The 13,348-nt window shown below is 71.0% G+C and carries 14 protein-coding genes and 2 riboswitches; of the genes, 2 read left to right on the top strand and 12 right to left on the bottom strand.

All coding sequences use genetic code 11. The annotated features are described in order from the left end of the window. Positions 1-40: 40 nt before the first annotated feature. A riboswitch (glycine riboswitch) is annotated at positions 41-153 on the bottom strand. After that, positions 154-253: riboswitch (glycine riboswitch) on the bottom strand. A 137-nt stretch (positions 254-390) separates the two neighbouring features. From ABD830_RS50670 to clsA, 6 genes are all read right to left on the bottom strand, one after another. After that, positions 391-1,011, bottom strand: coding sequence for a MerR family transcriptional regulator (locus ABD830_RS50670; protein ID WP_345002793.1), 621 nt, complete (start codon positions 1,009-1,011; stop codon positions 391-393). Between the two features lie 147 nt (positions 1,012-1,158). Continuing rightward, positions 1,159-1,629 carry a bifunctional nuclease family protein gene (locus ABD830_RS50665; protein WP_090771501.1) on the bottom strand — a complete coding sequence of 157 codons (471 nt, stop codon included), beginning with the start codon at positions 1,627-1,629 and terminating at the stop codon, positions 1,159-1,161. A 133-nt stretch (positions 1,630-1,762) separates the two neighbouring features. Beyond that, entirely contained in the window at positions 1,763-2,416 is a 654-nt protein-coding gene (gene ftsR, locus ABD830_RS50660; RefSeq protein WP_345002792.1) for a transcriptional regulator FtsR, read from the bottom strand. A gap of 67 nt (positions 2,417-2,483) precedes the next feature. After that, positions 2,484-2,996, bottom strand: a complete 513-nt coding sequence (locus ABD830_RS50655; RefSeq protein WP_345002791.1) for a double zinc ribbon and FHA domain-containing protein — start codon at positions 2,994-2,996, stop codon at positions 2,484-2,486. A gap of 344 nt (positions 2,997-3,340) precedes the next feature. Beyond that, complete coding sequence (locus ABD830_RS50650) at positions 3,341-5,845, bottom strand: sugar phosphate nucleotidyltransferase (protein WP_345002790.1); 2,505 nt, start codon at positions 5,843-5,845, stop codon at positions 3,341-3,343. A 4-nt stretch (positions 5,846-5,849) separates the two neighbouring features. Further along, complete coding sequence (gene clsA / locus ABD830_RS50645; protein WP_345002789.1) at positions 5,850-6,431, bottom strand: cardiolipin synthase ClsA; 582 nt, start codon at positions 6,429-6,431, stop codon at positions 5,850-5,852. 266 nt (positions 6,432-6,697) lie between these two features. Between clsA and ABD830_RS50640 the strand changes: the two genes are divergently transcribed. Further along, positions 6,698-7,516, top strand: coding sequence for an LLM class flavin-dependent oxidoreductase (locus ABD830_RS50640; protein WP_345002788.1), 819 nt, complete (start codon positions 6,698-6,700; stop codon positions 7,514-7,516). Positions 7,517-7,616: 100 nt separating this feature from the next. Here ABD830_RS50640 and ABD830_RS50635 read toward each other — a convergent pair whose 3' ends face one another. The 5 genes from ABD830_RS50635 to ABD830_RS50615 form a co-directional block, all read right to left on the bottom strand. After that, positions 7,617-8,510, bottom strand: coding sequence for a GNAT family N-acetyltransferase (locus ABD830_RS50635; protein WP_345002787.1), 894 nt, complete (start codon positions 8,508-8,510; stop codon positions 7,617-7,619). Beyond that, complete coding sequence (locus tag ABD830_RS50630; protein WP_345002786.1) at positions 8,500-9,102, bottom strand: phosphoribosylanthranilate isomerase; 603 nt, start codon at positions 9,100-9,102, stop codon at positions 8,500-8,502. Before ABD830_RS50630 ends, ABD830_RS50635 begins: the two co-directional genes overlap by 11 nt. Before the next feature lie 4 nt (positions 9,103-9,106). Continuing rightward, positions 9,107-9,517: a hypothetical protein gene (locus ABD830_RS50625; protein ID WP_345002785.1), complete on the bottom strand. Its 411-nt coding sequence runs from the start codon at positions 9,515-9,517 to the stop codon at positions 9,107-9,109. A gap of 123 nt (positions 9,518-9,640) precedes the next feature. Next, on the bottom strand, positions 9,641-10,321 hold the full coding sequence (locus tag ABD830_RS50620) for a response regulator (protein WP_345002784.1): 681 nt from the start codon (positions 10,319-10,321) through the stop codon (positions 9,641-9,643). Further along, positions 10,318-11,910, bottom strand: coding sequence for a sensor histidine kinase (locus ABD830_RS50615; RefSeq protein WP_345002783.1), 1,593 nt, complete (start codon positions 11,908-11,910; stop codon positions 10,318-10,320). Before ABD830_RS50615 ends, ABD830_RS50620 begins: the two co-directional genes overlap by 4 nt. Positions 11,911-12,040: 130 nt before the next feature. Here ABD830_RS50615 and ABD830_RS50610 point away from each other — a divergent pair, with 130 nt between their 5' ends. Then, positions 12,041-12,631 (top strand): class I SAM-dependent methyltransferase, encoded by a 591-nt coding sequence (locus ABD830_RS50610; RefSeq protein WP_345002782.1) that lies wholly within the window; start codon positions 12,041-12,043, stop codon positions 12,629-12,631. 176 nt (positions 12,632-12,807) lie between these two features. On the opposite strand, the gene ABD830_RS50605 is transcribed toward ABD830_RS50610, so the two are convergent. Beyond that, the gene (locus ABD830_RS50605; RefSeq protein WP_345002781.1) at positions 12,808-13,152 is read right to left on the bottom strand and encodes a hypothetical protein; all 345 of its coding nucleotides are present in this window, start codon (positions 13,150-13,152) and stop codon (positions 12,808-12,810) included. Positions 13,153-13,348 lie beyond the last annotated feature (196 nt).

The raw sequence follows: 13,348 nt of genomic DNA, 5'->3' as shown, positions 1-13,348 counted from the left end.
AGGCTATGGAGACCGGCGCCAGGGCGCGGGCGAGTGCCGGATCTCCCCCTCTGTCAGCGCGGCGGGACCGCGACCTGAGAGCTTCACCCCGGTAACGGGGCTTGCACCGTCGGTGAGACGCGCCTGGCGGGTGCGCCTGCTTTCCAGAGTTGCCTCGCCCGAGCGGTACGGGGTGCCTGAGAGATTCCGGGGAGGGTTGCTCCTTCGGCGCCCGGGGACCCATGGATCCCAGGGACTCTCCCGCACGGGGTCGTCAGCCTTGCTGTCCTAGGTTACAACCCTATCCGTTACGGGCGAATTTCCACGAAACAGAGCAATCAGAACTTTCCCGGTATGTTCCCCGGGCCCACCACAAGCGGCGGCGGGCCACTCAGGCAACGGGGCGTGTGATCAGCCCATGCGCCGGGCGCGGCGGCGGCGGGCGAGTTCGTCAGCGGGGTGGTCGGCCGGGACGCTGTCCTCGACCGCTGCCCGTTCCCCCGGCAGCTCCGCGAGGGAGCCCTCGACCTCGCGCCAGACCCGGCCGAGCGCGATGCCGAACACGCCCTGGCCGCCCTGGAGCAGGTCGATCACCTCGTCGGCCGAGGTGCACTCGTAGACGCTGACGCCGTCGCTCATCAGCGTGATCTGCGCGAGGTCGGCCACCCCGCGGTCACGCAGGTGCTGCACGGCCGTGCGGATCTGCTGGAGCGAGACCCCGGTGTCGAGGAGCCGCTTGACGACTTTGAGCACCAGGATGTCGCGGAAGCTGTAGAGCCGCTGGGAGCCAGAGCCCTGCGCGGCTCTTATCGTGGGCTCCACGAGGCCCGTGCGCGCCCAGTAGTCGAGCTGCCTGTAGGTGATGCCGGCCGCGGCGCAGGCCGTCGGCCCGCGGTATCCGATGTCTGCCGGCAGCGCCGTCGGCTGCTCGTCGAAGAGCAGACCCTGCTCCCCGGCACGCTGCCGCGCACTCTCGCGCCGTACCGGATCTTCCTGGCCGGCCGTCTTTCCCTCGCCGCTGCTGACCGCCACGCGGACCTCCGGCTTTCTCTCATCCCGTGGTCTGATCTGGGGGTTCGTAAAGGGCGACCACGGGTTTCACTTGCACCGTAGGACCGTGACCATGCTCAGTCAACGATCCGGCTCGGCGCGTCGTGAAGCGTAAATGCACCGAAATACCTACCCCGCCCTGCCGAAGTCTTCGGGCGTGATCGTGTCAAGGAACTCCCTGAACTTCTCCACCTCGTCTTCCTGGTCGTCCGGGATGATGACACCGGCCTCCTGGACGACCTCCTCGCTGGCGAAGATGCGCGCTCCGGTGCGCAGGGCGAGCGCGATCGAGTCGGACGGCCGCGCGCTCACCTCCACGCCGTTGGAGAACACCAGGTCGGCGAAGAAGATGCCGTCGCGCAGGGCGACGATGTTGACCGCTCGCAGGCCTACACCCAGAGCGCTCAGCACGTCTCGGAAGAGGTCGTGGGTGAGCGGCCGCGGCGGGGGCTCCTCCGCTTGGGCCAGGGCGATGGCTGTCGCCTCGGTCATGCCAATCCATATAGGAAGGAACCGCTCCCCGTGTGCCTCCTTGAGCAAGACGATCGGCTGATTTGTGGGCATTTCTACGCGAACGCCCACGACCTCCATCTGCAACACGGGCTGCTCCGTATTCCTGACCGGTCACCCGGCACAGCTATTTGGCTCGTCGCTTCTGCTGACTGGCTACTGCAATTCAACGTAACACCCGGCGGGCCTGAAGTGCTCCTCCACCTCCCGGCCCGAAGCCCCCTCAGCGCCCCAGGACGGAGCGGATCCCCGACCGCACAAGGGATGCGTGCAAATCGAGCAGCAGGGAGGAAAGCTCCCTCGCGACCTCGTCGGCCTCCCCGATGGCGCCGGGAGCCCGCCGCTTGAGTATGGGGGCGACGGCCTGCTCGACCAGTCCGCACTCGCGCTCGGCCGCCGCCTTGACCGCGCGCAGGTGGCGGGCGTGCAGGCCGAAGCGGGCCAGGGAGCCGACGCTGCGGGCCACGTTGAGCGCCTCCTCGTCGTAGCGCCTGGCCACCGGGGCGAGCAGCCCGTAGTCCTCCAGCTCGGTGAGCGTCTCCTCGTCGATCCCGGCCGCCTCGAGCAGCTCGGCCCGGCTGAGCCGGATCTCCTGCTTGTCCTGCACGGCGCGCGGGCGGCCGAAGCTCTCCGCCATCCTGTCCTTGATCACCCGCAGCGGCAGGTAGTGGTCGCGCTGCTCGGTCAAGATGAAGCGGAGCTGCTCCACGTGCAGGTGGGTGAACTTGCGGTAGCCGGACGGGCTGCGCTCGGGCTCGATCAGCCCCTCACCCTCCAAGAACCGGATCTTGGAGATCGTCACATCGGGGAACTCGCCCTGCAGCAGCGTGAGCACCTCCCCGATGCTCATGTGCGAGCGGGCCGCCTGCGCGCTCATGCGGCCTCCCTCGGCGGCCCCATGAGCTCACAGGAGGCTGTGCTTGTCGGTCGCTCGCTTCGCTCGCTCATGTGCCGGCGGTGGTCCTCATCAGGAAGAGGAGGCGGAACTTGCCGATCTGCACCTCGTCTCCGGAGTGCAGGGGGACCTCCTCGATGCGCTCCCTGTTGACGTAGGTGCCGTTGAGGCTGCCCACGTCGCGCACGGAGAACTGGCCACCGCGGTGCCGGTAGAACTCGACGTGGCGGCGGGAGACCGTGATGTCGTCGAGGAAGATGTCGCTCTCCGGATGGCGCCCGGTCGTGGTGAGGTCCTTGTCGAGCCGGAATCGGCTCCCCTGGTTGGGACCCCTGGTCACCGTGAGCAACGCCGTGCCGGGCGGCAGCTGCTCGACGAGCGCCCGCTCGGCCAGGAGCATGTCGCCTGTCTCAGCCTCGTACGCCTCGATTCCCGCGATGGAGATCGTCGATGTGGTGTCCCCGGAGACCTCGGGTCTGGTCAGCGGTGACCCACAACGGGAACAGAAACGGGCATCCTCGGGGTTGGCGTGCCCGCACTGCGTGCAGTAGACGCTCGGCATCGATCGGCTCGGCCTCCTACCGCGAAGACGCGGCGACGGTGGTCATGGACGCGCCTCGCTTCGCTTTTTCAAGTTTGCGAATGCCGCAACATACGCTGATCAGCGGCAAAGGTCAAGGCGGGGCACTGGACTGTTGGTTTGGACGCAGACAAAGTTACCGCCGCCCCCGCCCCGTGGTCCATGCCGCCGCGCGTTTCTACATTACGATCTTGCGGCACTCTGTGCGCACACCGAAGGACGTATTCGGGGACTGACTGTGAGCGGCGGGCGTCCGCACCCGTCATCCCACCACCTCCCTCACCCTCCGTGAGCGCCGGTCAACAGCGCCGGATCCACTGGCTCGATCAACTGGCGGCCTGCTCGACGATGCGGGCCCACCGCTCGAGCAGTGCCTGGGCGCTGTCCATGTCGTTCGCCTCGGCCCACAGGTCGGTGACGGGCTCGGCGGCGGCGGGCAGCACCAGCACCCAGCTCCCGTCCTGGTGGGCCAGGCGGACGCCGTCGGTGGTGTCGATGCGGCCGCCGTCCTGCTCGGCCTCGGCCGTCTCGATGACCGAACGCATGACGGCGCCCTTGGCCGCCCACGGGGTGGGCACGGTGCGCTTGAGCATCTTCACCTCGGGGATCCTGGCGTCGATCTGGCTGAGCGACAGGCGGGTCCGCGCCACCAGGCCGAGCATGCGCATGAACGCGGCCAGCCCGTCGATGGCCGGGCTGAACTCCGGCACCACGAAGCCGCCGCGCCCGTCGGCGGCGAAGATCATGTCGGGGCCGGCGGCGGCCGAGGTGAGGGCGTCGAGCGAGGTGGAGGTCCACTGCACCTCCACGCCGTGGAAGCGGCAGACCTGCTCGGCGACCCTGGTCGTGGTGACCGGCAGCGCCACCTGGCCGCCCCTGCGCTCGGCGGCGACGAGGTCGAGCACGACGAGCAGCGCGCGCTCCTCGCTGATGAGGTGGCCCATCTCGTCCACCAGCGCGATGCGCTCCCCGACCGGGTCGAACCGGACGCCGAACGCCGCCCGGGACGAACTGACCAGCTCCGACAGTCGCTGCAGGTCGCGGCGGCGCTCGGCGAGCGTCTCGGTGGGCGAGACGTCGTCGAGGCGGGCGTTGACGGTGAGCACCTCGACGCCGATCCGGCCGAGCAGCTTGGGCAGCACCAGCGAGGACGTCCCACCGGCGCAGTCCACGACGACCTTCATGTCCCTGACGTCGTCCACGTAGACGTGGCCCAGCAGCTCGTTGGTGTAGTCCTCGACGGTCCTGGCCGGGTAGGTCAGCGAGGCGATCTCGCCGGGGAAGGCCCGGCGGTACTCCTGGCGGGAGACGACCCGCTCCAGCTTGCGCTGGGCGGCCGGGGGCAGGTCGGCGCCGCGGCCATCCATGATCACGATGTCCACGCTCTGCGGGTCGCCCGGCGTGGTGCGCAGCGCGATGCCCCCCGCTGCCGACTCCCGTGCCGCGTGGAAGCGGGCGACGGGCAGCGGGGCGGCCTCGAGGTCCAGTACGTTGATCGCGCCCGCGGTGAGCGCGCCGATGACGGCCCGCTTCAGCGCCCTGGCCGCCAGGGAGCAGTCGCGGGAGGTGACGACGTACTCGCCCTTCTTGAGCGTGGTGGCGTACGCGCTGGCCAGGCGGACGCAGAGCTCGGCGGTGATCTCGACGTTGACCAGGCCGCTGACGCCCCTGGGGCCGAACAGGTTGCGCTGGCCGCGCGACTCCCAGATGACGCTGGTGTTGACGACCGCGCCGGCCTCGATGGTCTTGAACGGGTAGACCTTGACGCCGCTGGAGACGTACGCCTCGGCCTCGATGACGCACTCGTCGCCGATGACGGCGTTCTCCTCGATGCGGGCGCCCGCCATGATGTCGGTGCTCTTGCCGATGACGCAGCCGCGCAGGTGGGCGCCGGGGCCGAGGTAGACGTTGTCGTGGACGACCGCGCGGTGCAGGACGGCGCCCTCGCGGACGACGGCGTTGTTGCCGAGCACGGTGTACTCGCGCAGCTCGGCGCCGGCCTCGACCTTGGCGTAGTCGCCGATGAGCAGCGGGCCCTTGAGCACGGCCTCGGGGTCCACGGAGGCCGAGTCGGCGACCCAGACCCCCGGCGAGAGCTCGAAGCCCCCGATGTCCAGGTCGACCTTGCCCGACAGGGCGTCGGCCTGGGCCTTGAGATAGCTGTCGTGGGTGCCGACGTCCTCCCAGTAGCCGTCGGCCACGTAGCCGTAGATGGCGGCGCCGCGGTCGAGGAGCGCGGGGAAGACGTCGGAGGACCAGTCGACGGGCTCGTCCGGGGCCACCTCGTCGAGGACCTCGGGCTCCATGACGTAGATGCCGGTGTTGACGGTGTCGGAGAAGACCTGGCCCCAGGTGGGCTTCTCGAGGAACCGCTGAACGCGCCCCTCGTCGTCCACGATGATGATCCCGAACTCGAGGGGGTTCGGCACGCGCTTCAGGCCGATTGTCACAAGTGCCGAATTTTCACGATGAAATCGGATCATGTCCGATAAATCGATATCAGTCAGGGCGTCGCCGGAGATGACCAGGAAGCGGTCGTCGCGGAGGCGGTCGGCGGCGTTCTTGACGCTGCCCGCCGTGCCGAGGGGCACGGCCTCGGTGGCGTACTCGAGGCTCATGCCCAGCTCGTCGCCGTCGCCGAAGTAGGTGCGCACCAGGGCGGCCAGGAACTGCAGCGTGACCACCGTCTCGGTGACGCCGTGCCGCTTGAGCAGGCGCAGCACGTGCTCCATGATCGGACGGTTGGCCACGGGAAGCAATGGTTTGGGCTGGTTGGCGGTCATGGGACGCAGCCGCGTGCCCTCTCCTCCTGCCATGACGACCGCCTTCACCCGATCACTCCTTTTTGGCCGAGGTTACGAGTTGGAGCACCTGCACCACATACAGCACGCCCGCCCACCAGTACAGTCCCGTTCCCCATAGCGCGAACGCCCACCCGACAATTCGCGCTATATCGGCATACCACCCCGTGTGGGAGGCAAGGAAGAGGAGGGGGAAGGCGTACATGAGGTTGAACATGGCGGCCTTGCCCAGGAAATGCACCTGAAGTGCCTTGTAGCCATGTTTGCGAAGTACTGGGATGAAACTTCCGACGAAGAGCTCGCGCCCCAGGATGATCAGCACCAGCCACCACGGGATGACCTCACGGAGCAGCAGGCCGACGATGGTGGCGAAGACGTAGAGCTTGTCCGCCGCGGGGTCGATGATCCGGCCGAGCCTGCTGGTCTGGTTGAACGCCCGAGCGATCTTCCCGTCGAGCCAGTCGGTGAACCCGGCCACCGCGAGGATCCCGATGGCCCACCCGTCGGCCTTGGGCCCGAGAACCAGCCAGAGGAACACGGGGACGCCCAGGAGGCGCAGGAAGCTCAGGACGTTGGGAATCGTCCAGATTCGGTCCTCGGCGGAAGTTTCGCTCACGGAGCAGACCCTACTGCGTGGAACTCCGACACAGCGGCCCCACCTTGAGCGCTTGCAACGCCACCGAGCGACGCCGCCATCCAGCGCTTGCGGTGCCGCTCATGGGGCCCTGGCGGGACGCCACACCCCCACAGCCCGGGGCGAGGCCGCACACCCGCTGGTCAGCGCTCGACGCTCGGCCCACGGACGGCGCCTGGCGCAGGGCCCGAGGCGTAAGCGCGGCGGGACCCCGGGAACTGTCGGTGCCCGGTGCTTGAGTGGGGGGCATGCGTTACGGCATCGACGTCGCGATCATCGGTGACCTCGCGGAGCCGGCACGCCTGGTCACCCTCGCCTGTGAGGCCGAGGCCGCCGGGTGGGACGCCGTGCTGGTGTGGGACCATTTGGCCTTCGCCTGGGGCATACCGTCGGCCGACCCGTGGGTGGCGCTGGCCGCCGCGGCGCAGGCGACCTCGCGCATCAGGCTGGGCACGGCGGTGACGGCCGTGGCCCGGCACCGCCCGGAACGGCTGGCCCAGACTGTGGCGACACTCGACAGGCTGAGCGGCGGCCGCGCGATCCTGGGCGCCGGGCTGGGCGGCGTGACGGAGGAGTTCACCGCCTTCGGTTCGGCGCGTCCCGGCGGGGCCGTGCTCGACGAAGCACTCGACGTGATGACCTCGCTCTGGTCCGGCGACGAGGTGCACCACCGGGGCGCGCATCACACCGTCGACGGGGTGCGGCTCGCGCCGCTGCCCCTCCAGCGGCCCCGGGTCCCGGTGTGGGTCGGCGGCACGGCTCCGGGCGCCCTTCGGCGTGCCGCCCGCTGGGACGGCTGGATCGTCGCCGGCGACGACCAGGAGGGCCGCATGACGCTTTCGCCCGACTCTCTGGCCGCTCAGGTCGGCGAGCTGCGCCGGCACCGGGGCCGGCACCGGGCTACCGCGGGTGACCTCGATGTGGTGGTCATCGGGGTGAGCGAGCCCGGCTCGCCGGTGCAGGCCTACGCCGAGGCGGGCGCCACGTGGTGGCTGGAGCACCTCCACGGCTACCGAGGGCCGGTGGAACAGTTGGTGCAGCGCGTCAAGGCGGGCCCGCCGGTGTGAAGCACCTGCGGTTCTTCCGAACGTCGCCTCAGCCGCCAAGTAGCTCAGCGATAGATCACGACAGCGGCTCGGATCGTCGCCGGGCCGAAGGGCATCGAGGTCAGGTGCGGAGGAAGGCGTGGGTGCGGCCCAGCTCCACGAAGCCGAGCTTGGCGTAGAAGTCCTTGGGCCAGTCGGACGCGTCGGCCACCAGGAAGATCAGCTCGGCGTCGGCGGCCTGAGCGAGCAGTGCCGTCATCAGGGCGCGCGCATAGCCCATGCCCCGATGCGGCTCACCGGTGAAGACGCTCTCGATCTGGGCGACGCCTCCGTGCACATACAGGTCGGCCCTGGCGGCGATCTGCCCGTCCGGGGCGCGTACCCCCCAGAAGCTCACCGCGTCGGCGCCACGCAGGCGGACCTCCACGCGCCGGGCGAGCCGGTCGATCGCCTCCTCCGGCGCCTGGGGCAGCGTCGCCCGCCAGTCACGCCGCACCACGGGCAGCAGCTCGGTCAGCGAGAGCCGCTCAGCCTCCGGTAAGCCGGGCAGGCCGGGCGGGAGCTCGCCGCGGAAGGCCATGATCAGGTTGGTCTCCTGCTCGTAGCCCGCAGCGGCGAACGCGGGCGCGAGGGCGGTCCCGAGCCGGTCGTCGTCCACGCACACCAGCCGGTGGTCCCGCCCCTCGAGCACCTCGTCTGCCGCCCGCAGCAGCCCCGAGGCCGCCTCCGGCGCAGCAACGGACGCCCCCGGCGCGACAGCAGGACCGGGCGCCCCCAGCGCAGCACCGCCGGGCGGCTCCGGCGCGGCACCGCCGGACGCCTCAGAGCCGGGGCCGACGATCAGCTTGTTGTCGTCGTACGAGCCGGGAAACCGGTCGTCCAGCACCGCGAACCCGCCGGGCACCGCCACGACCCGGGGCGCCTTGCGGCGGGCGAAGGCGTGCTGGAACTCCACCGCCCGAGCCAGATCCCCCGCCGCCGAAGCCGCCCGATGCAGCGGGAGATCAGCCGACAACGCGGACCTCCCGCAGGAACTCCCGGATGAGGGCCGAGTCCTTGACCCCGGGCGAGGTCTCGACGCCGCTGGACACGTCGACCCCCCACGGGTCGGCGGCCGCGATCGCCTCCGTCACGTTAGCGGGTGTGAGGCCTCCCGCCAGCAGCCACTGGCCGGTGGGCCGGCCGCGGACCGCGGCCCAGTCCCACGGCTGCCCGGAGCCGGCGTGCGGCGCGTCCACGAGGAGCAGGTCCTCGTCGAAGGCACCGCACCGCAGGTCGGCCTCCGCGTCGACGGCCCTGATCAGCCGGAGGCCGAGGTCCTTGAGTGCGGTGAAGTCGCCGTGCGGGTGCCTGCCGTGGAGCTGGATGGCCCGCACCCCGGACGCCAGCGCCGCCTCCCGCACCGCGTCCGGGTCCTCCCCGCGGAACACCCCGACGGTCAGCACGTGGCCGGGCACCGCCGCGGCCAGCTCCGCCGCCCGCTCGGGCGTGATCCTGCGGGGGCTCCGGGTCATGACGAACCCGATCGCGTCCGCGCCCGCCTCGACGGCGGTGGCCACGTGCTCGGGCTCGCTCAACCCGCAGATCTTCACATACACCACACCCATGACCCTAGCGGCGGCGGGAGGCTGCCGGTGACCATGCCCAGACGAGTACGGCGACGATCAGCCCGAACAGGAGCACCCCGTTGGGCAGGTGCGCCCCCAGCCACAGCCAGGTGAAGTGCTGGGCGAGCCCCACGACGAACAGCGCGACGCTGGCCAGCGCGGGCCAGCCCGCCCCGCGCCCGGGGCGCCAGACGAGGACGGCCAGGACGATCTGGACGAGAGCCACGAGGTGGACGACCATGCCGGCCATGACGTGGGTCTCGACCATGGAGTCGGACTCCACGGCCTGGCCGGCGAACGAGGCGGCCACGAGCAGCGCGGCGGCCTGGGCGGTGGCGGCGACGCGCAGGCCGTAGAGCAGGCCCGGGGAGGTCCGTCCGGCCGTCTTGGGGGGCTGGACCATGGTTTCCCGCATGGTGATCAGAGGTCCTTCCTGGAGAGGAGCGAGGTGAAGGACCCATGTTCGGGGTGGAGATCGTGAGTGGTCGTCAGCCTGCGGGATGACCCGGGTCCGCCGCCGGGCGGACCCGGGCGCCGCTCAGGAGGGCGGGCGCGGCCGGCGTACCGGACGGAAGGAGGCGTCGACCAGCCCCGTGCGGTGGGCCACGACCGCGGCCTGGATGCGGTTGCGCAGCCCCAGCTTGTCCATGGCGGCCCCGATGTGGGTCTTGACCGTCGTCACCCCCACGTGCAGCTCGTCGGCGATCTCCGCGTTGGACAGCCCGGTGCCGACCAGGGCGAGCACCTCGAGCTCGCGTTCGGTCAGCCCGGCCGGCGGGGGCGCGGCGGCCTGCTCCTCGGCCGACAGGAACCGCTCCACGACCCGCCGCAGCACGGACGGCGCCAGGAGCGGCTCCCCCGTGGCCGCCCGGCGGACGGCGTCCACCATGCGTTCGGGCTCGTCGTCCTTGACCAGGAAGCCGACCGCGCCGGCCCGCAGTGCGGCGTAGACGTCGGCGTCCTCGGCGAACGTCGTCAGCACCACGATCCGGATGCCCGGCCGGGCGGCGAGCACGCGCTTGATCGCCTCCAGCCCGTCCACCCTGGGCATGCGCAGGTCCATGAGGATCACGTCGGGCAGGTGGCGCTCGGCCAGGCGCACCGCCTCGGCGCCGTCCTCCGCCTCGCCCACGACCTCCATGTCGCCCGCGGCCTGCAGCAGCATCCGCACGCCCGCCCGTACGAGCGCCTGGTCGTCGGCCACCAGCACCCGGATCACGCGGCGCTCCTCGACGGCAGGCTGGCGGCCAGCAGCCAGCCGCCCTCGCCGTCCGGCCCGGCGCTGAGGGTGCCTCCGAGGGTGCGGACGCGTTCGCGCATGCCGGCCAGGCCGCGCCCGGACGAGGGCAGGCGTTCGACGACGCTGGGCGGGCGGCCGTTGCGGATCTGCACCGACAGCCCCTGCTCCGACGGGGCGACGGTGACGCGGACCCGGGTGCCGGGGCCGGCGTGTTTGAGCACGTTGGTGAGTCCTTCCTGGACGATGCGGGCGGCGGAGGCCCGGGCGATGAGCGGAGCCTGGTCGGTGGCGGGGTCGAGGTCGAGGTCCACGACGAGTCCGGCGGCGGCCATGCGCTCGGCGGACTCGCGGACCACGTCGGAGGGGTTGGCCAGCAGGTCGGGCTGGCGTTCGGGGTCGCGCATCAGGTCGAGCAGGTCGCGCAGGTCCTGCAGCACCTGGTGGCCCGTCTCGCGGATGTCGGCGAGAGCCTCGGCGACGGGGCCGTCGGGCGCGGTGAAGCGGGCGGCGGAGGCCCGCAGCACCATCGCCCCCACGTGGTGGGCCACGATGTCGTGCACGTCGCGGGCGATACGCTCGCGCTCGGCGAGCTGGTCGGCGCGTACCTGGGCGACGGCCGCCCGGGCGGACTCCTCGGAGCGCAGCCGCTCGGCGGCGGCGGCGGCCTGGCGCATGCCGAGGTAGCGGCCGATCGCGATGGGCGTGGCCACCAGTGTCATGAGGGTCCCGACGCGGAGCCCGGTGATCTCGGTGTCCGGGCCGACGACGGCGATGGCGGTCAGCACGCAGCCCGCGAAGTACGCGACCACCGTCCAGGCCCACGAGTCCACCCGCATGGCGAACACGCCGATCGCGATCAGCGTGAGGATCACACAGGTGGTCACGGCGTCGTTCAGGTAGGTGTCGGTGACGACGAGCAGGACGCCCTGCGCCAGGAACACCAGTCCCGGCAGCCGCCTGGCGACGCCCAGCGACAGGCCGCCGACCACGGCGAGCAGCCCCACCATCCAGACGGGCTGGCTGCCCGAGTCCCAGCTGGTCCAGGTGCTGAGCACGGTGATCGCCACCCCGCCGGCCGCCAGCAGGGCGTCCGGTGTGACGTCCCGCTCCTCCAGCCGCCCCGCCGAGCTGCGCAGGTACGCCCCGAGCAGGACGGGGAAGGCCGGCAGGAAGACCGAGTACACCAAGCCGTTCGTGGTGAGCGCGCTACCAGGATCCACCAGGTTGACCGCTGTCGCCGCGGTCGTGGCGGCGGCAGCGACCGCGACGGCCCGCCACCCGGATCGGTAGGCCGCCGCCCCGAGCGCCACGCAGACGAGCATCTGCGCCGTGTTGGCGGTGAACGAGCCGAGCTGGTCGGTCAGGATCAGGAACCCGGCCAGGTAGAGGGTGACCGGCACCGGCCGGCGCCGGACGAACCCCATGGGCAGGCCCACCAGGAGCGCCATCGGGATGTTCATCTCGGCGGGCAGGTACTCGGTGTCGCCGGCATGTGCCGTCGTCAACAGATCCAGGCCCACGCCCGAGGCCGCAAGCAGGACATCTAGCGGCAAACCACGCCAACGCATGTCCCTCACGGTATCCGTCCAGGCCCGCGACCTGATCCTCCGCGCGGAGGACCCCGCCTCCTCCATCTGGCCGGAGGTCCGCCCCGATGAGGGAGCGCCCGGGGGCGATACCGGCCCTAACTTTCCGGACATGTCCCACGACACCGCACTTTTCCTCGGCCAGTTTCTCCGCACCCCAGCCACGATCGGGGCGGTCGCGCCCAGCTCGCGGCGGCTCGCCTCGGCCGTCTGCGCGCCCATCCCCGAGCGCGGCGAGCCTACGGTGGTGGAGCTCGGCCCCGGCACGGGCCCGTTCACGGCGGAGATCCAGCAGCGGCTGGGCGGGCGCGGCCACCACCTGGCCGTGGAGGTCAACGAGCCGATGGCGCGGCTGCTGGCGGCCCGCTTCCCGGCCGTGGACGTGGTGCACGCCGACGCGGCCCGGCTGGGCGAGCTGCTGGACGAGCGCGGGCTGCTGCAGGCGGACGTGGTGGTGAGCGGGCTGCCGTGGGCGGCGTTCCCGCAGAGGTTGCAGCACTCGCTGCTGGACGCGGTGACGTCGGCGATGAGCCCGGGGGCGGCGTTCACGACGTTCTCCTACATTCACGCCATCCCGCTGAGCTCGGCCCGGCGTTTCCGCGCACTGCTGGCCGAGCGGTTCGAGGAGGTCGTGCCGGGACGTACGGTGTGGCGCAACGCTCCCCCGGCCTTCGTCTTCCATGCGCGCAGGCCGCGGACTTAAGGTTAGGGGAGGCGGCCATGGTGCGCGCGGGCCGGGGTGAGTCTCCGCCTCGTCCCCGGAGCAACGTTCTCGGCCTCGGTGAACAGGCCCTCGACATCCGCGCGACCACAGGCCGCCCCGTCCTCCCCCCGCTACCCGAGCCCGGGGGAAGCACACCCCCGATTCAGCCGAACGACTCAGCCGAACGACGGGGGCCGCTTCTCCCGCAGCGCGCGCACGCCCTCGGCCACGTCCGGTCCGGTGAATCCGAGGAACTCCATGGCCAGGGAGGCGTCGAAGGCCGGCCCGGCCAGGCGCAGCCAGTTGTTGAGCGAGTATTTGGTCAGCGTCTTCGACTCCCTGTGTTTACCTTGAGTAAAACGGACATCAGCGTAGCCTCGTCGCTTGCCGACCGAGGCCGGGAAGCGATCCGGTGGAAGCTGATGCCGCGTCCGTCCGGCGAGCCGGGCGGACCGTGGCTGAGAACCGCGTTGTCGGGGCCTGACTCCGCATTCCTGGAGGGAGTGCGGCTCTTGGGCCACCGCCCCGCCGGACGCTGTCCCGTTGGTGCGGACACCAATGGGGGCGGGGACCGGGCGCCAGTCAGGCACCCGGCTGTGACTGAACATTACCATCTGATTACCTTAGGTCGCAGTCGATCGGCCCCAGCAAGCCAATAACAGCTCTTCGGGCAACTACAGGTTCACGTAGCGAGCGTTGGCAAAGTTCATACCCTGG

The sequence above is a fragment of the Nonomuraea helvata genome (assembly GCF_039535785.1).
Taxonomy (GTDB): Bacteria; Actinomycetota; Actinomycetes; order Streptosporangiales; family Streptosporangiaceae; genus Nonomuraea; species Nonomuraea helvata.
This window is presented reverse-complemented; position numbering and strand designations above follow the sequence as displayed.

What these genes read in the sequence shown, in the direction of transcription:
- ftsR (WP_345002792.1), bottom strand. Translation starts at nt 2,416, where the DNA reads ATGAGCGCGCAGGCGGCCCGCTCGCACATGAGCATCGGGGAGGTGCTC.
- ABD830_RS50655 (WP_345002791.1), bottom strand. Translation starts at nt 2,996, where the DNA reads ATGCCGAGCGTCTACTGCACGCAGTGCGGGCACGCCAACCCCGAGGAT.
- ABD830_RS50640 (WP_345002788.1), top strand. Translation starts at nt 6,698, where the DNA reads ATGCGTTACGGCATCGACGTCGCGATCATCGGTGACCTCGCGGAGCCG.
- ABD830_RS50630 (WP_345002786.1), bottom strand. Translation starts at nt 9,102, where the DNA reads ATGGGTGTGGTGTATGTGAAGATCTGCGGGTTGAGCGAGCCCGAGCAC.
- ABD830_RS50625 (WP_345002785.1), bottom strand. Translation starts at nt 9,517, where the DNA reads ATGCGGGAAACCATGGTCCAGCCCCCCAAGACGGCCGGACGGACCTCC.
- ABD830_RS50615 (WP_345002783.1), bottom strand. Translation starts at nt 11,910, where the DNA reads ATGCGTTGGCGTGGTTTGCCGCTAGATGTCCTGCTTGCGGCCTCGGGC.
- ABD830_RS50610 (WP_345002782.1), top strand. Translation starts at nt 12,041, where the DNA reads ATGTCCCACGACACCGCACTTTTCCTCGGCCAGTTTCTCCGCACCCCA.